Origin of the sequence: Actinoplanes sp. L3-i22 (assembly GCF_019704555.1) — a bacterium.
In the GTDB taxonomy this organism is placed as follows: Bacteria; Actinomycetota; Actinomycetes; order Mycobacteriales; family Micromonosporaceae; genus Actinoplanes.
Genome location: NZ_AP024745.1, coordinates 8,385,567 through 8,402,467, shown reverse-complemented (window position 1 = coordinate 8,402,467; position 16,901 = coordinate 8,385,567). Strand labels below are relative to the sequence as shown.

Here is a 16,901-nt window from a genome sequence, read left to right as displayed (position 1 = left end):
CGTCTTCCCGCTGGTCACTCGCCCGTGCTGTTTACCACGAAGGCTCCACGCCGAATCCTCCGCGCTCCCACGAGTGAATTCAGTCCGTAGTTCCCGCATTCACGTAGAGTCACTCATACTTTCGGCTAGTCAGAGCTAGTCTTGTCGGCTAGCGTGGCTTGTCAGGACAGCTTTACAGAACGGTCGCCGCGTGCGGGCACGGCTCTCTGCCCGCTGATGGAGGACCACCCATGACAGTGATCGAGGTTCATAGCGCACCCGAGACCACCGCGACCGAACTGCTCGACGCGATGGCGGTGATGACCCCGGGCCGGGACCGGACCCGGATCCGGGACCGTGCGATCGAGGCCTGGCTGCCTCTCGCCCGCCACCTCGCCAACCGTTACTCCGGCCGCGGCGAGCCGACCGACGACCTGGTCCAGACCGCGACGGTCGGCCTGATCAAGGCGGTCGACAAGTTCGACCCCGAGCGCGGTGTCGACTTCGCCGGCTACGCGATCCCGACCATCATCGGCGAGATCAAGCGGCACTTCCGGGACCGGACCTGGTCCGTGCGGGTGCCGCGCCGGCTGCAGGAGCTGCGGCTGGCGATCACCGAGGCGAACAGCACGCTGACCCACAAGCTGGGCCGGTCGCCGACGGTGCCGGACATCGCCGGGCACCTCGGGATCAGCGAGGAGGAGGTGCTGGAGGGCCTGGAAGGCGCCCGCGCCTACAACGCGACGTCGCTCTCCACGCCGATCAGCGCCGACGGCTCGACCGAGCTGGGTGACACGCTCGGCGGCGAGGACCACGAGTACGAACTGGCCGAGACCCGGGTGGCCCTGGGGCCGGCGCTGGCCACGCTGGACGAGCGTGAGCAGCGGATCCTGACCCTGCGGTTCTACGGGAACCTGACGCAGTCGCAGATCGCCGACCAGATCGGGATCTCCCAGATGCACGTCTCCCGGCTGCTGACCAAGGCCCTCGCCAAGCTCCGCAACCAGCTCGACGCCCAGCTCTGATCTTCTGGTCCTTTTAAACCGGGACCACCCGCGGACGTCGCCCTGGAGGGTCTCGCGTTCTGGGCGCGCCAGCGCCCTGCGAGGCCCGGAAGGGTCCCCGCGGGAGCGACGATCAGTTATTGGCCGCAGCGTAGGCAAAAAAGAATTTGATCTTCGGGAACGACGACGCCGGACCGCGGCACCGCGATGAGCGGCAGCGTGGCCCGGCGTCGTTTCCGGGCGTCTCGGCGCGGTCGGCGGGCTACTGGGCGCCGCTGGCCTGCCAGTTGAGGCGGATCAGCAGGGTCTTGGCCTCGTCGGCGACCTCGGCGTCGGCCAGCACCGCATACTGCGCGGCCTGCAGCGAACTGCGGGACGTGAAGTCGCGGCGGCCGCCGGTCGCGGCGTGCGCGATGGCGCCGAAGACCGCGCCCCAGACCGCGCCGACCAGGACCGTGGTCAGGATGACCGCGAACCAGTTCGAGTCGCTGAACAGGCCGAACAGCACGCCGATGAACAGGCCGAACCAGGCGCCGCTGGCCGCGCCGGCCGCCGCCGCCCGGGCCGTGGTGAGGCGGCCCAGGACCGTCTCGACCAGGCGCAGGTCGGTGCCGATGATCGAGGTGCGTTCGACCGGGAACTTGTTGTCGGAGAGGTAGTCGACGGCCTGCTGGGCCAGGGCGTACTCGGGGTAGCTGCCGACCACGACGGTGGGGCCGGCGTGCTTCGGGTCGCCGAGAGTCTGCGCCGGAAGCTGGGGGACGCCGGCCGGGCCGGGCGGAACGGTGCCGGTGGCCTGCGGCGCGGCCGCGGCCGGGTCGTCGACCGGCGGCACCGGCGGCACCGGGGCGGGGGTGGACTGGTCGTCGGGGGTGGTCATCGGGTTTTGCCTCCCTGTTCGGGCAACGGGTCACCAGCGGTGATCCGCACCCAGAAATAGAACGTTCCGGCGACGGCGGCCATGATCCCCGCCACACCGGTCAGGAACGCGAACCGGCCGGAGACCAGATCCGGCATGACGCGCTCGGACATCGCTACCGAAGCCAGGCCGAACAGGCAAGCCGCGGTGCAGATGGTGCCGACCAGGGCGAGCGGCAGCGTGGCGAACCGGGCCGGGGTGATCGAGGCGCGCGGGCCGGAGCGGCGCAGCCGGATCACCCACATGATCAGCGAGCCCAGGGCCAGCACGATCAGCAGCGCCGCGACGGTGTCGCTGGGGCGGTGCCACTCGGCCCAGACGGTGGCGACCGCGACGATCGCCACGTAGGCGGCGCCGAGCAGGCCCATCGCGCCGCGCATGGCCCGCGGGAACGCCAGGATCAGCACGAACGCGACCGACGCGGCGGCCGCGGTGTGCCCGCTGGGGAACGAGTTCGGCATCGACGTGCCGTCCAGGTCGGGCCGGTCCAGGTGGGACTTGAGCTGCTGCACCGCGACGTTCACGGAGATCACCAGCAGGGCCGCGCCGACCGACAGGTCGAAGCGCCGGCGCAGGATGCCGACGACGACGGCGATCAGGCAGACGATGCCGAGCACGACCAGCTGGGTGGCGTTGAGCGTACGGCTGAGCACCTCGTTGACCTGCGGGTGGTTTATATCACCGCCGCGCATCGAGACGCTATCTATCGTCTGGCCGAGCCCCGTACGAATGAAGATTCGATAGACGAGGAACGCTGCCCCGGCCGCCAGCAGCGCGATGACCAGCGGAGATATCGCGTGCCATCCGCCGGTTGTGGATTTCTCGCGGGGCCGTACGCGACGTGTGGTGACCGCCGTCATCGCCTCTCCCTGATCTTGTCCGTTGCTCCTGATGTGGACACGCCCTTTCCCAGTCCCGCGACTTTTGATGCCTGGCAACCCACGTGCTCCCGTTTGCGTTCCGCCCGCGCACCGGGCGGCGTGGATCTTCGTACCGATGCCGACCGGAACGAAGGGGACGTTTACATGAGGCACAGCTCCCGACGACTGCTCACCGGCACGCTGCTGGTGCTTGCCGCCGGGGCCGGGCTGGGCGTAGCCCCGTCGGCCGCCCAGGCGGCCGGGGTGACCGCCGTCGTCGACGTCAACAGCCAGCTCAAGGTCCGTGCCAGGCCGTCGCTCGCGGCCGAGATCAAGGGAACCCTGCACGACGGGCAGAAGGTTACCGTGGCGTGCACGGTGACCGGGCAGAGCGTGCGCGGCAAGCTGCGCACGACGGCCGTCTGGGACAAGCTGTCCAGCGGGTACTACGTGTCCGACTCGTACCTGACCACGGTCGGGAAGGCGCCCGCGTGCGGCGCCGCGCCGGTCGCCGAGAAGGTCAAGACCAAACCCAAACCCAAGACCGAGACCACTCCGGCGTACGTCGCCGGCCGGGTGAAGACCGCGGACGGACCGGTGAACGTGCGGACCACGCCGTCGGCCAGCGGCGTGCCGGTGCGCAAGGTCGCGAACGGCGGCGCGGTGCAGCTGGTCTGCTCCGTGCCGGGGTCCAGCGTCCGCGGGACGGTCCGGACCACGAACCTGTGGGACCAGCTGACCGACGGGCGGTACCTCGCGCACGCCTACGTCGTCTCCGCCGCCCTGAAGCCGTGCGCGCCGTCCTCGGCCACCGCGCCGGCCACGCCCAGCATGACCCAGGCCCAGTTCATCGCGGCCGCGGTGGCCGGCGCCCAGCTCGGCTGGCGGCAGTACGGCGTCCCGCCGTCGGTGACGATCGCCCAGGCCATCCTGGAGTCCGGCTGGGGCCGGAGCGGGCTGGCCGCGGCCGATCGGAACTTCTTCGGGATCAAGTGCCAGAACGGCGCGTACGGGACGCTCGCCAACGGCTGTCACGTCTACGCGACGACCGAGTGCGACAAGGCCGGGAACTGCTTCCCGATGTCGGACGCGTTCCGGACGTACGCCACGATGGCCCACTCGTTCCGCGACCACGGGAACTTCCTGAAGGTCAACAAGCGGTACACGCCGGCGTTCGCCTACACCAGGGACGCGAACAACTTCATCTGGCAGGTGTGGAAGGCCGGGTACGCCACCGACCCGAACTACTACACCAAGGTGACCGGGATCATGACCGCGTACAACCTGTACGCCTACGACACCTGGAAATAGCAACCGCCCGCCCCCATTGGCCGAATGCCGGTCGATGGGGGCGTTTTGCGGCTTACGCTCTTTATGGTGGGGGGACGGTCGGCGGCGGGACCTGTTCGGAGCCGGTACACCGGCCCGGCGCTGGCGGCCGCCGTCGTGCTCTGCGGCCTGCTCGCCACCCTGCTCACCGTGGCCGGCCTGCGCGCCGCCCAGCGGGAGAACACCCGCCGGGTGATGGACCAGCGCGCCGAGATGGCGCTGTCCGCGGTGCACGCCGAGACCGACCGGTACCGCGACCTGCTGGAGGCCGTCGCCGCCGGGCTGGCCACCGACGAGACCGTCACCTGGGACGACTTCGACCAGGCCAGCGCGCCGCTGGACAGCGCCGGGCTGCTCGGGGTGGTGGCGATCGCCTACGTCGTCCCGGTCACCACCGCGGACGTGCCCGCCGCCCAGGAGCGCTGGCGGGCGGCCGGCGCGAGCGGGCTGACCCTGCACCCGCGGGCGGGCGCGAGTGAGCACTACTTCCCGGTCTTCAGCCGGATCCTGAACGAGCACGACACCGCCACCGGCTCGGCCGGCACCGACCTGAGCGGGGTGGCGCAGCCCGCCGACGCGCTGCGGACCGCGCGGCAGATCGGCGGCAGCACGGTGTCCGACACGTACGTCCTGCTCCGCGACCGCAAGGTGCCGGCCGCCGAGCGCCAGCAGTCGTTCGTCTTCGCCGCCCCGGTCCGGACCCGCGCCAACGATCCGGTCTTCCGCGGCTGGCTGGTCCTCGGCCTGCGCGGCGGCGACTTCCTCTCCGGCGTACTGGCCACGGTCAGCCAGGGCCAGCTGGACGGCACCCTGGTCGCGGTCAACAGCGACGGCAGCCGCGCCCGGGTCGCCCGGCAGCCGGTGCCCGGCGACCCGGACCTGACCCGGTCGATGACGCTGCCGGTCGCCGACCACGTCTGGGAGCTGGGCCTGCGCGCCGACTCGGGCCGCCTCCCGGGGGCCGGCGGGCACCTGCCGGTCACCGTCCTGGCCGGCGGCCTGATCCTCACCGGCATCCTGGCCTGGCTGGTCTACGTGCTGGCCACCGGCCGCACCCGGGCCCGCGAACGGGTCGAGCAGGCCACCGCCGAGCTGCGCGGCGCCGAGGCGGAGAGCCGCCGGCAGGCCGGGCTGCTCGGCGCGATCATGACGACGATCGGGGACGGGGTCAGCGTCGTGGACGGCTCCGGCCGGGTGCTGCTGGAGAACCCGGCGGCCAAGCGGCTGATGGGGGTCACCGAGTCCAACGACGACCCGGGGGCCTGGCAGGAGCACTACGGGGCGTTCCGGGCCGACGGGAGCACGCCGATGCCGGTCGACGAGATGCCGCTGATCCGGGCCATGCGCGGCGAGCCGGACGTGACCGGTGAGGTGCTCATCCGCAACGCCAACCGGCCGGACGGGGTGCTGCTCGGGGTCGACGCGCGACCGCTGGACCCGAGCGCCGGGCTGCGCGGCGCGGTCGCGGTCTTCCGGGACATCACCGACCTGCGGCAGTACGAGAAGGACCTGGCGATCTTCGCGGGCGTGGTGGCGCACGACCTGAAGTCACCGCTGGCGATCGTGCGGGGGCACTGCGAGCTGGCCCTGGACGACCCCGGCGACGCGGCCGAGGTGCGGAGCTCGCTGCTGCGGATCATGCGGGCCGTGGACCGGATGGACGCGCTGATCGAGACGCTGCTGGCGTACAGCACCGCCCGGGACGCCGCGCTGAGCCTCGCCGACCTGCCGCTGGAGCCGCTGGTCCGGGAGGCGCTGCAGGAGCGGGCCGCGAGCCTGCGCAGCACCGGGGGGCCGCGGCCGTCGTGGACGGTCGGCCCGCTGCCCGGGGTCCGCGCCGACCCGGCGATGCTCCGGCACGTGCTGGACAACCTGATCGGCAACGCCTTCAAGTACGTGCGGCCGGGCGCCGCGCCGTACGCCGACGTCACCGCCGCCGACGCCGCGCCGGGCTGGGTGCGGATCGTGGTGGCCGACGCCGGCATCGGCATCCCGGACCCGGACAAGCCCCGGGTCTTCGACTCGTTCCACCGGGCACCGGGCTCGGCCGGGTACGACGGCACCGGGCTCGGCCTGGCCATCTGCCGCCGCGTCGTGGAGCGGCACGGCGGCGAGATCGGTGTCGAGGACAACCCCGGCGGGGGCACCCGGTTCCACTTCACCCTGCCGGTCGCCGCTAACCAGGAGGAGCTCGACATGAGGCACATCCCGACCGAACCCGTGGAAGAGGACGACGCGAAGGTGCGCGCCGCGCTGGACCGGGCGCTCGCCGAGCGGGCCGCGATCATGGACAGCCGGTTGCCCGGGCTGTCCGCGCTCCCGGCCGCCGAGCCGTCTTCCCACGACCCGGCGGCCGCCCGCCTGCGCGCCCCGGTGCCGGATCACCAGCACCAGGATTAGCGGTGGTTACTTGACGACGTCCTCGACGCCTTGCGGGAGGAGGGCGGCGACCAGGGCCAGCAGCTGGGCCGGCAGGAACGGTTTGAGCAGCGTCGCCGACGCGCCCGCGTCGCTGGCCTGCCGGTCCCCGGGCATCAGCGACCCGCTGGCCACCACGATCGGGATGTGCCGCAGATCGTCGTCGGCCCGGATCGCCCGGCACAGATCGAGACCGGTCATCTGCGGCATGTCGACGTCCGTGACCACCAGGTCCGGCCGATGCTCCTTGATCGCGGCCAGCGCGGTGGCCCCGTCGGCGGCGACCACCACCCGATGACCGGCGCGTTCCAGGGAACGCTTCAGCACGTACCGGATGTCGTCGTGGTCCTCTGCGACAACGATCACCCTCGACCTCGATTCGGTTATCGGTATCCCGTCATCCGGGATATCGATTCACCCCGTCAAGAGGACACGGGGTGGTCACGGTCCATCCCGGCCGCCGAGTTTGATCCGTTCGGTTGATCTGTCCAACTTGGCCGTTCGGCACAGTGAGCCGGGTGAATGCAGAACAAGATCCGGACGCCGACCCCGGGATCCTGCCGGCCACCGCCGAGGAGGCGCCGAAGCGGCGTGGCTGGTTCGGGCGGCGGTCGGGCTGGCAGAAGGCCCTGATCATGCTCGGGGCGCTGGTGCTGGTCGTGTCGTCCGGTGTGGCCGGTGGCGGCTACTACCTGGTGAACCGGTACACCGACAAGGTGGACCGGGCGTCGCTGCTGCCCTCGGCCGCGCCCGGGGAGGCCGAGCAGAGCAAGCAGAACTGGGCGTCCGGCCCGCTGAACCTGCTGCTGCTCGGTTCCGACTCGCGGGCCGTCGAGCCGGGGGAGAAGAGCCCGATCGGCGAGCGCTCGGACACCATCATGCTGGTGCACATCGCCCGTAGCCGGGACAAGGCCACGATCATCTCGATCCCGCGCGACAGCTATGTCGAGGTGCCCGCCGGCGGACCCTGGAAGGGCGGCAAGAACAAGATCAACGCCGCTTTCGCGTACGGGGGAGCCGCGCTCACCGCCACCACGGTGCGGAAACTGACCGGCATCCCGCTGGACGGCGCCATGATCGCCAACTTCGCCAGCATCCGGGACCTGGTCGACGCGGTCGACGGCGTGAACGTCTGCGTGCCGTACGACGTCAAGTCCACGTTCTCGACCCGGGAGTGGAAGCAGGGCTGCCACGACATGGACGGCGACATCGCCGAGGAGTTCATGCGGCAGCGCTACAACGTGCCCGGCGGCGACTTCGGCCGGATCAAGAACCAGCAGCTCGTGGTCCAGTCGGTGATCAAGAAGGTGGCCGACAAGAACCTGCTCTACAAGCCGCTGGAGCTGGACACGCTGCTCGGCATCGCGGCCGACTCGCTGACCGTCGACGAGAACCTGGACCTGCGGGACCTGGTCTTCGCGGTGCGGGACATCCGGCCGCGCAACATCGGGTACGCGACCGTGCCGTACACCTCGGCGAACCTGAAGACCCCGGCCGGCTCCGCCGTGCAACTGGACATGGCGGCCGCCACCGAGATGTTCGCCGCGGTCAAGGACGACACGATCGACCAGTGGCTGATCGACAACCCGCCGCACGAGTGACCGGCCGGGAGCGGCGTTAATCACCAGGCGGTTCCGGCCGGATCCGCCTATTCTTGTCCGCGCCATGTCGACATCGCCTTCTTCAGAGCTCCGCAGCCGGATCTCCCAGCTTCTTCCCCGTGACGAGCACCGGCTCGGACGCCGCCTCGAAGGCACCAGACGGATCCGCGACGACGACGCGAAGAGCGCCGCCCTCGCCGAGATCGTCACCGAGGTGGTGGCCGCCGAGCAGCGCCGGGAGAGCCGGGCCGCCGGCGTGCCCCCGATCGCCTACCCGCCGGCCCTGCCGGTCAGCGCCCGCAAGGACGACATCGCCGCCGCGATCCGCGACCACCAGGTCGTGGTCGTGGCCGGCGAGACCGGCTCCGGCAAGACCACCCAGATCCCGAAGATCTGCCTCGAGCTGGGGCGCGGCGTGCGCGGCCAGATCGGGCACACCCAGCCGCGCCGGATCGCCGCCCGCACGGTCGCCGAGCGGATCGCCGAGGAGCTGGACCGGCCGCTCGGCACCACGGTCGGCTACAAGGTCCGGTTCACCGACCAGTCCGGCGACGACACGCTGGTCAAGGTGATGACCGACGGCATCCTGCTGGCCGAGATCCAGACCGACCGGATGCTGCGCCGCTACGACACGCTGATCATCGACGAGGCGCACGAGCGCAGCCTCAACATCGACTTCATCCTCGGCTACCTGCGCGACCTGCTGCCCCGGCGGCCCGACCTGAAGCTGATCATCACCTCGGCGACGATCGAGACCCAGCGGTTCGCCGAGCACTTCGCCGACGCGAACGGCAAGCCGGCGCCGGTGATCGAGGTGTCCGGCCGGACGTTCCCGGTCGAGGTCCGCTACCGCCCGCTGGTCACCACGGCGGTCCTGGACGACGACGAGATCCGCGAGGAGCCGATCGATCAGACCGAGGGCATCTCGGCCGCGGTCGACGAGCTGCCGCGCGACGGCGACATCCTGGTCTTCCTCTCCGGCGAGCGGGACATCCGGGACACCGCGGACGTGCTGGAGAAGCGGAACCTGCGCAACACCGAGATCGTCCCGCTCTACGGCCGGCTGTCCGCCGCCGAGCAGCACAAGGTGTTCGAGCGGCACACCGGCCGGCGGATCGTGCTGGCCACCAACGTCGCCGAGACGTCGCTGACGGTGCCCGGCATCCGCTACGTGATCGACCCCGGCACCGCCCGGATGAGCCGGTACTCGCACCGCCTCAAGGTGCAGCGGCTGCCGATCGAGGCGGTCTCCCAGGCCAGCGCGAACCAGCGGATGGGCCGCTGCGGCCGGACGTCGGACGGCATCTGCATCCGGCTCTACTCGGAGGAGGACTTCGCCGGCCGCCCGGAGTTCACCGAGCCGGAGATCCTGCGCACCAACCTGGCCTCGGTCATCCTGCAGATGACCAACCTGGGCCTCGGCGATCTCGGCAAGTTCCCGTTCATCGACCCGCCGGACAAGCGGAACGTCACCGACGGCATCAAGCTCCTCGAGGAGCTCGGCGCCCTGACCGCCGGCAAGCTCACCCCGATGGGCCGCCAGCTCGCGCAGCTCCCGGTCGACCCGCGGCTGGCCCGGATGGTGATCGAGGCGGACAAGCAGGAGTGCGTCGCCGAGGTGATGGTGATCGCGGCCGCCCTCTCGATCCAGGACCCGCGCGAGCGGCCGACCGAGAAGCAGCAGCAGGCCGACGAGAAGCACTCCCGGTTCGTGGACAAGGAATCGGACTTCTTCACGTACCTGAACCTGTGGCGCTATCTGCGGGAGAAACAGCAGGAACTGTCCGGGAACCAGTTCCGCCGGCTCTGTCGCGCGGAATTCCTGAACTACCTGCGGGTCCGGGAATGGCAGGACATCTACACGCAGTTGCGGTCGGTGGTCCGTACCCTCGATCTGAATTTGAAAGAGGACTGGGACGCCGGAGTCGCGCCGCAGCCGGTGCATACCGCCCTGCTCGCGGGTCTGCTCAGTCACATCGGTTTCAAGGACCCGGAGAAGCGCGAATACCTGGGCGCCCGGGGCGCGAAGTTCGCGGTCTTCCCCGGCTCGGTGCTGTTCAAGCGGCAGCCGAAATGGATGATGTCGGCGGAGCTGGTCGAGACCAGCCGGCTCTGGGCCCGGGTGAACGCCCGGATCGAGCCGGAATGGGCCGAGAAACTCGCTCCGCACCTGGTCAAGAGCAGTTATAGCGAGCCGCACTGGGATCGGAAGATGGGCGCGGTGATGGCCTTCGAGAAGGTCATGCTGTACGGCCTGCCGATCGTCCCGCGCCGGCGTGTGCAGTACGGCCGGATCGACCCGGTGGTCGCCCGCGAGCTGTTCATCCGGCACGCGCTGGTCGAGGGGGACTGGGAGACCCACCACAAGTTCTTCGACAGCAATCGCCGGCTGCTGCGCCAGATGACCGAGATCGAGAATCGCGCGCGGCGCCGGGACATCGTCGTCGACGACGAGGTGGTCTACGGCCTCTACGACGCCCGCATTCCGGCGGACGTGGTCTCCTCCCGCCATTTCGACGGCTGGTGGAAGAAAGCGCACCGGGACGATCCGGAACTGCTCACGTTCACCCGGGAGGACGTCGTCAACGCCGGCCGGGACACGGTCGACCCGAACAATTTCCCGGACGCCTGGCTGTCGGCCGGCATCAAACTGCCGCTGCTGTACGAGTTCGAGCCGAACTCGCACGCCGACGGCGTCACCGTCCGGATCCCGCTCGACCTGATCAACAAGGTGGACGCGGAGGACTTCGGCTGGTCGGTCCCCGGCTTCCGCAAGGACGTGGTGATCGCCCTGATCCGGGCGCTGCCGAAGGCGCTGCGGACCAGCTTCGTCCCGGTCCCGGACTGGGCCGGCGCGGTCCTCGACCGGGTGCCGCCGCGCCGCGGCCCGCTGCCCGACGCGATCGGCGCCGAGCTGCGCCGGCTGACCGGCACGGTGGTGCCGCGCGACGCGTGGCGGCCCGACCAGGTGCCGGACCACCTGCGGATGAACTTCCGGATCGTCAGCGAGGCCGGCGAGGTGGTCGCCGAGGGCCGTGACCTGGAGGTGCTGCGCCGCCAGCTGGCGCCGAAGGTGCAGGCCACCATCTCGCGGGCGGCCGGCTCGCTGGAGCGCACCGGGATCACCACCAACGACTTCGGGGCGATCCCGCACCGGGTCGTGCAGCGCCGCGGCGGCTACGACGTGAACGTCTGGCCGGCCCTGGTCGACGAGGGCGCCAGCATCGGCGTCAAGGTGTTCGAGACCGAGGCCGAGCAGCGCGTCGCCATGCGGGCCGGCACCCGGCGGTTGCTGCTGCTCACGCTGCCGCCGGCGGCCCGGTTCCTGCAGGGCCGGCTGGACAACCGGGCCAAGCTGGAGCTGTCCCGGTCGAACCCGTACCGGTCGATCGCGGACCTGCTCGACGACTGCGCCGGCGCGGCGGTCGACAAGCTCGTCGCCGACGCCGGGGGACCGGTCTGGTCGTCGGTCGAGTTCGCCTCGCTGCGCGACACCGTCCGGGAGGACCTGGTCGACGCGGTCGCCAACGTCGTCACCCAGGTCCAGGCGGTGCTGGCCACGGCGTACGACGTGGAGCAGCGGATCAAGACCACCCGGGACCCGGCGCTGCTGCACGCGATGGCCGACATCCGACAGCAGCTCAAGGCGCTGGTCTATCCGGGCTTCGTCACCGAGACCGGCTGGCGGCAGCTGCACCACCTGCCGCGCTACCTCAAGGGCATCGCCTACCGGATGGACCGGCTCGGCGGCAGCGTCGGCCGGGACCGCCAGCTGACCACCCAGATCCACGAGATCGAGACGGAGTATCGCGAGCTCAAGGCGGAGGCGCCGGTCGGCGGGCCGGCCTCCGAGGGGCTGCGCGAGATCCGCTGGATGATCGAGGAACTGCGGGTCAACTTCTTCGCCCAGGCACTCGGCACCGCCTACTCGGTATCGGACAAACGGATCTTCAAGGCGATGGACGCCCTGCCGATGTAAACGCCGGGTGCGGTTCGGTGCGCGTGCGGTGCTGTTGGGTTACGCCCCTGTCGTGACCCCGCCCGGCCTCCTAGGGTTCTCGGCATGACGAACGAGAGCACCGCCTTCGCCGCCATCGCCACCGCCGCCGCCGTTCCCGCCGACCTGTTCCTCGACGAGATGATGGCCCGGGTCGGCGTGGACGGGCTCGCGGCCGCGTTCGCCGAGCCGGGCCTGCTGGCCACCGTCGACCAGCACGCCGCGGCGGTCCGGGAGGCGCTGCTCGGCGCCGGCCGGGCGGTCGACGCGGAGGGGCTCGCGGCGTACGCCCGCAGCATCGCCGCCGCGGCCGTCCGGATGCGCCGCCCGCTGCCCGAGCCGGGCTTCGCGCCGACCACCGTGGCCGGCTGGAGCGCCGCCGGGTGGCCGCTGCTGCGCCTGGTCGCGGTGTGCCTGATCGCCGAGGCGGCGGAACTTCTCTGACTCGTACGATCTACTTAGTCGGGTTTATTACCCCCTAAACCGGCATTATCAGGCATCTTCAGGACATGAGGCTGTTCAAACTCTCCGCACTGGCGCTCCTGACGGTTCCGGCGATGGCCGCCCCCGCGGCCGCCGCACCGGCTGCCACCACGGAAAACCCGCCGCCGGCCCTGGTGGCGCGCTACAACTTCGACGGCGGTGCGACCGCCGGCAAGATCTCCGACCTGTCCGGCAAGGGCTCCAGCCTGACCGTGCGCGGCGCGGACAGCGGCACCGTGGCGATCACCACCGAGGGCGCCGGCCGCTACGCCGCCTTCCCGGTCGCCTGCGCGGCCACCACGCCGTGCGCCCGCGCGATCCTCGAGGCGCCGAACTCTCCCGACCTGAACCCGGGCGTCCGCAACTTCCGCTGGGCGGCCACCGTCCGCGTCGCGGCGGCCCAGATGAAGGGCAAGGCCAACATCATGCAGAAGGGCCTGGCCGGCACGGACAGCGCCTGGAAGCTGCAGCTCACCGGCAAGACCGGCCGCGCGCAGTGCGCGATGACCGGCAAGGGCACCGCGGAGACCTTCACCGCGACGTCCGCCAAGCCGATCGCCGACGGCGCCTGGCACAAGATCGTCTGCGAGCGCTCGGCCACCGCCCTGGGCATCTCGGTCGACGGCGTCGCCGGCAAGAAGGCGACCATCCCGGCCACCCTCTCGGTGGACAACACCATGCCGCTGCGCATCGGCGGCCCGAACTTCGGCGCCTCCAGCGACATGTACCACGGCCAGCTCGACGACGTGTACATCCAGCTCGGCTGACCGGTTCGCTCTCCGCTTTCTTCGCGGGCCGGCCGATCACGGCCGGCCCGCGCCGTCATTCCCTGGGCACGGTGCGCTGTTCCGGCCCGGCGGCGGCCCTCTTCCGGTCCGCCACGATTGCGACGGTACGGCCGTCAGCCCGCGAATAAATCGGTGGCGCGCCCCCGGCTCCGGGTCATAGGTTCGGCCCATGCTGTGATCCGTACCCGGGCATCCCCGACCCCCCGCCGCCGGACCGCACCGGTCCCCGCGGGGCGCTTTCGTGGATCGCTCCTTCGCGCTGGTCATCGGTCCACCGGCCGAGCCGCGGCGACGGGTCCAGCACGGCCTTTCCGGCTTGCTTCGCGGCCTTCTCCTGTGTGCAGCACCGATCACCGGCTCCCCATCCGAACCGGCTTCATCGGAGGTACCGGCATGCCTGTAGAACCCTTCAAGATTCACCCGAACCTCGACGACCTGGCCCGCAAGGACATCGCCGCGGCCCTGTCCGGTCCGGCCCGCCGCGCAGGCGGGCACGAGCAGCCGGACGACGACACCGCGGCGGCCGCGCACCACGGCGCCCAGGACAGCCGGCAGGCCGCCCGCGCCCGGTCCGACCGGGCCCGTGCGGGCCGGGCGGCGTCCGCGGGCGGTGGGCGGAGCTACGCGTTCCGTCGCAGCTGAGCGATCCGACCGGCACGGACGGCGGCCATCCAGCCGGGGTGGCCGCCGTTCGGCGCTTCCGGGCCGGGGTGGGCGGGGCTCCGGCCGTACGTCGCAATCGGGTTTTCGGTCTTATGGTTTGACGCCCGCCAGGGCCTGGTCGAGGGTGGCGGTGGCCTTGGGGAAGTCGATCAGCTGGCCGCGGATCAGGTGCAGGCCGGCGCGCAGGGCCGCGGCCGGGACGTCGCGGGCGGCCAGCACCGCGGCGGTCCAGGCGGTGAAGTCCAGGAAGATCTGCGGCTCGTCGATGTAGAGCGACGCGGCCAGGAAGTCCGCGATGTGGCCGAAGTCCTCCATCGTCGCCTCGAGCTGCTGCTCGTCGTACTCGTCGACCGGTGGGTACGCCTCGGCCAGCCGCCGCATCGCGGTCTCGATCAGCTGCGGGCGGGAGCGCACCAGGTGCGTGTACTCCTCGTCGCCCAGGAAGTCCGCCGGGAACTCCGGGGCCGGGGCCGGCGGCCAGTCGGTCGCCAGGCGGGTGATCGCCTCCTCGGCGGTGCCGGCCCAGGCGTCGGCGCCGAGACGTTCCGCCCAGCGGCCGCCCGGCCCGAACCCGCGGCCGCCGGCGATCACCGGGACGCCGGCTGCCCGGCAGGCCGTGATCGCGGCGTGCGCCCGCGGCAGCCGGGTCGGGATCATGCAGCTCAGCGCGACCGCGTCCGGCCCGGTCTGGTGCAGGTGGGTGATCAGGTGCGGCCCGGGCACGCTGGCGCCGAGGAAGTCGACCCGCCACCCGTCGATCCGGAACAGCTCGCCCAGGATCCGCGCCGGCAGGCCGTGCCACTCGCCGTCCACGCAGGCCAGGGCGACCCGGCCGCGGTGCGGGCGGACCGGGACGCGGGCGGCGACCGCGGCCAGCACCCGCTCGCTGACCGCGGTGGCGGCGTGCTCGCGGGCCACCGACCACTCGTTGGCCGCCCACAGCTCACCGACCCGGCCCTGCGTGCCGCCGATCAGGTCGACCATGATCCGTTGCGCGGGGACACCGTCCTCGAGCAGCGTCACGGCCAGCTCGGTGGCGGCGTGCTCGTCACCGTCCCCGATCAGGTGGAGGTACTCCGCCGAGAGATCGGGGTCGGACAGGGCGCGGGAGGCGGCCGACGTGGTCATGTGTGTGTAGTACCCATCATGCGCGTGGGCGCACCCGCCGGTCACCGTGCCGGGCGGCGGTCAGGTACGGCGACTGGTTCGCGCCGCCGCCGCGCAGGCTCAGCGGCGGCCGGGGGTGCGCGCGGACCGCCAGCATCGCGATGTCGTCGGTGGTGCCGCCGTGCACCCAGTCGGAGACGAGCTGGCGCAGGCGCTCCAGGGTGACCGCGCCGGGCAGGCCCGCGCAGTCGGCGAGCGCGCGGTGCAGCCGGGCCTCACCGAACTGCTCGACACCGGTCGGGCCACCCCGGGCCTCGGTCAGCCCGTCGCTGTAGAGCAGGCACAACTCGCCGGGGGCGAGCTCGGCGGTGGCCGGGTGGATCGACGTGTGCGGCATGACGCCGATCAGCGTCCCGCTGGTCGGCACCTCCTCGACGGTCCCGTCGGTGCGCAGCACCAGGGGCGGCGGGTGGCCGCCGGCGGCCAGCTCGAGCCGGACCCGGCCGTGGTCGGCCCGGGTGACCGCGCCGACCACCAGGGTGACGAACCGCTGGCGCCGGGCGGACTCGGTCAGCGCCTGGTTGAGCACCCGCAGCATGGTCTCCGGATCGGCGCCGACCAGGCGCAGCGCGCGCAGCGTCTGGCGGACCTTGCCGGTCAGGACGGCCGCCTCCGGCCCGGTGCCGCACACGTCGCCGAGCGCGATCACGGTGTCCTCGCTGGTCGCGGTCGGGCCGAAGACCTCGTAGAAGTCGCCGCCGATCAGCATCGTCTCGCGGGCCGCCTGGTACGTCCCGGCCAGCTCGAAGCCCTCGGTCGGGGGCAGCGCCGGCGGCAGCAGGTCGGCCTGCAGCACCGCGGCGGTCTCGACCTGCTCCTGGTAGAGCGCGGCGGCGGAGAGGGCCGCGCCGGCCCGGGCGGCGAACACCCGGGCGAGCGCCTCGTCCGCCGGGCTGAAGACGGCGTCGGCGCCGGTCCGGGCCAGGATCAGCGCGCCGGCCGGCTCGGCGTTGCCCGGCAGCGGCGTGACCAGCAGCGCGCCGATCGGGCCGAGGTCGGCCGGGAACAGCCAGCCGGGCACCTGCGACGCGTCCAGCCAGCGGCTCGGGATCGGCGGGAAGCCGTCGATCACCTCGCGCAGGCCGGGCACGTCGCCGAGCGTCTCCTCGCCGAACAGGCCCTCCTCGACCGGGTGGCCGGGCGCACTGCTCCAGGCGCAGTTCCGGCGCCGGTCCGGCGGGAGGATCACCACGGCCGCGTCGGCCAGGTGCTCGACGGCGAGCTCGACCGTGGTGCGGCGGACCCGGCGCGGGTTCAGCGAGGCGGAGAGCCGGCGGCCGGCGTCGGCCAGGAACGCGGCCCGGGACCGCTCGGCCTCCAGGGCGGCGGTCCGGTCCCGTTCGTCGGTGTGGTCGCGGAGGAACCAGGCGTAGTGGGCGTTGTCCAGGTCGCGGCGGTGCCCGTACAGAAAGCGGCGGTGGTGCTCGGACCGGAAGGAATCGGCGCCCTCGGTCACGGCGGCGGCCAGCTCGGGCAGCGGCGCCGCGGTCAGCGGATCGCCGGGCCGCAGGCCGGGCACGAGCGCACAGGCCGCCGGATTGGCCAGCAGGATGGTGTCGTCGGCGGCCGAGCAGAGCAGCACCGCCTCGGTCGCCGCGTCGAACGTGGCCCGCAGCAGCAGCGGCGTGGCCACCGGGACCGTCGTCACCCGCGGTGTCCGCGAAGTCATCGTCCCTCCCGTCTCCCCGCCGAG

13 protein-coding genes are annotated in these 16,901 nt (G+C 71.9%); 8 read left to right on the top strand and 5 right to left on the bottom strand.

Annotated elements, in window-relative coordinates; translation table 11 throughout:
• The first annotated feature begins 230 nt into the window (after positions 1–230).
• The gene (locus tag L3i22_RS37740; protein ID WP_221322244.1) at positions 231–1,004 is read left to right on the top strand and encodes an RNA polymerase sigma factor SigF; all 774 of its coding nucleotides are present in this window, start codon (positions 231–233) and stop codon (positions 1,002–1,004) included.
• A gap of 241 nt (positions 1,005–1,245) precedes the next feature.
• On the opposite strand, the gene L3i22_RS37735 is transcribed toward L3i22_RS37740, so the two are convergent.
• Together L3i22_RS37735 and L3i22_RS37730 are read right to left on the bottom strand one after the other, a co-directional pair.
• Complete coding sequence (locus L3i22_RS37735) at positions 1,246–1,863, bottom strand: general stress protein (protein WP_255657472.1); 618 nt, start codon at positions 1,861–1,863, stop codon at positions 1,246–1,248.
• Complete coding sequence (locus tag L3i22_RS37730) at positions 1,860–2,762, bottom strand: phosphatase PAP2 family protein (RefSeq protein ID WP_221322243.1); 903 nt, start codon at positions 2,760–2,762, stop codon at positions 1,860–1,862. Before L3i22_RS37730 ends, L3i22_RS37735 begins: the two co-directional genes overlap by 4 nt.
• 165 nt (positions 2,763–2,927) lie before the next feature.
• On the opposite strand from L3i22_RS37730, the gene gsmA reads away from it, so the two are divergent.
• Both gsmA and L3i22_RS37720 read left to right on the top strand, forming a co-directional pair.
• The gene (gsmA, locus tag L3i22_RS37725; protein ID WP_221322242.1) at positions 2,928–4,073 is read left to right on the top strand and encodes a sporangiospore maturation cell wall hydrolase GsmA; all 1,146 of its coding nucleotides are present in this window, start codon (positions 2,928–2,930) and stop codon (positions 4,071–4,073) included.
• A 63-nt stretch (positions 4,074–4,136) separates the two neighbouring features.
• Complete coding sequence (locus L3i22_RS37720; protein ID WP_221322241.1) at positions 4,137–6,491, top strand: ATP-binding protein; 2,355 nt, start codon at positions 4,137–4,139, stop codon at positions 6,489–6,491.
• A 6-nt stretch (positions 6,492–6,497) separates the two neighbouring features.
• Here the strand turns inward: L3i22_RS37720 and L3i22_RS37715 are convergent, their stop codons facing one another.
• Positions 6,498–6,875 (bottom strand): response regulator, encoded by a 378-nt coding sequence (locus L3i22_RS37715; protein ID WP_221322240.1) that lies wholly within the window; start codon positions 6,873–6,875, stop codon positions 6,498–6,500.
• 152 nt (positions 6,876–7,027) lie between these two features.
• Here L3i22_RS37715 and L3i22_RS37710 point away from each other — a divergent pair, with 152 nt between their 5' ends.
• The 5 genes from L3i22_RS37710 (at position 7,028) to L3i22_RS37690 (ending at position 14,020) form a co-directional block, all read left to right on the top strand.
• Positions 7,028–8,110 carry an LCP family protein gene (locus L3i22_RS37710; protein ID WP_255657470.1) on the top strand — a complete coding sequence of 361 codons (1,083 nt, stop codon included), beginning with the start codon at positions 7,028–7,030 and terminating at the stop codon, positions 8,108–8,110.
• Between the two features lie 64 nt (positions 8,111–8,174).
• Entirely contained in the window at positions 8,175–12,089 is a 3,915-nt protein-coding gene (gene hrpA, locus L3i22_RS37705) for an ATP-dependent RNA helicase HrpA (RefSeq protein ID WP_221322239.1), read from the top strand.
• A gap of 84 nt (positions 12,090–12,173) precedes the next feature.
• Complete coding sequence (locus L3i22_RS37700; protein ID WP_221322238.1) at positions 12,174–12,551, top strand: DUF6401 family natural product biosynthesis protein; 378 nt, start codon at positions 12,174–12,176, stop codon at positions 12,549–12,551.
• A gap of 65 nt (positions 12,552–12,616) precedes the next feature.
• Positions 12,617–13,357, top strand: a complete 741-nt coding sequence (locus L3i22_RS37695; protein ID WP_221322237.1) for a LamG-like jellyroll fold domain-containing protein — start codon at positions 12,617–12,619, stop codon at positions 13,355–13,357.
• A gap of 414 nt (positions 13,358–13,771) precedes the next feature.
• Complete coding sequence (locus tag L3i22_RS37690; RefSeq protein WP_221322236.1) at positions 13,772–14,020, top strand: hypothetical protein; 249 nt, start codon at positions 13,772–13,774, stop codon at positions 14,018–14,020.
• A gap of 111 nt (positions 14,021–14,131) precedes the next feature.
• Here L3i22_RS37690 and L3i22_RS37685 read toward each other — a convergent pair whose 3' ends face one another.
• Both L3i22_RS37685 and L3i22_RS37680 read right to left on the bottom strand, forming a co-directional pair.
• Positions 14,132–15,169 carry a B12-binding domain-containing protein gene (locus tag L3i22_RS37685; RefSeq protein ID WP_221322235.1) on the bottom strand — a complete coding sequence of 346 codons (1,038 nt, stop codon included), beginning with the start codon at positions 15,167–15,169 and terminating at the stop codon, positions 14,132–14,134.
• A 16-nt stretch (positions 15,170–15,185) separates the two neighbouring features.
• Complete coding sequence (locus L3i22_RS37680) at positions 15,186–16,877, bottom strand: PP2C family protein-serine/threonine phosphatase (protein WP_221322234.1); 1,692 nt, start codon at positions 16,875–16,877, stop codon at positions 15,186–15,188.
• Positions 16,878–16,901 lie beyond the last annotated feature (24 nt).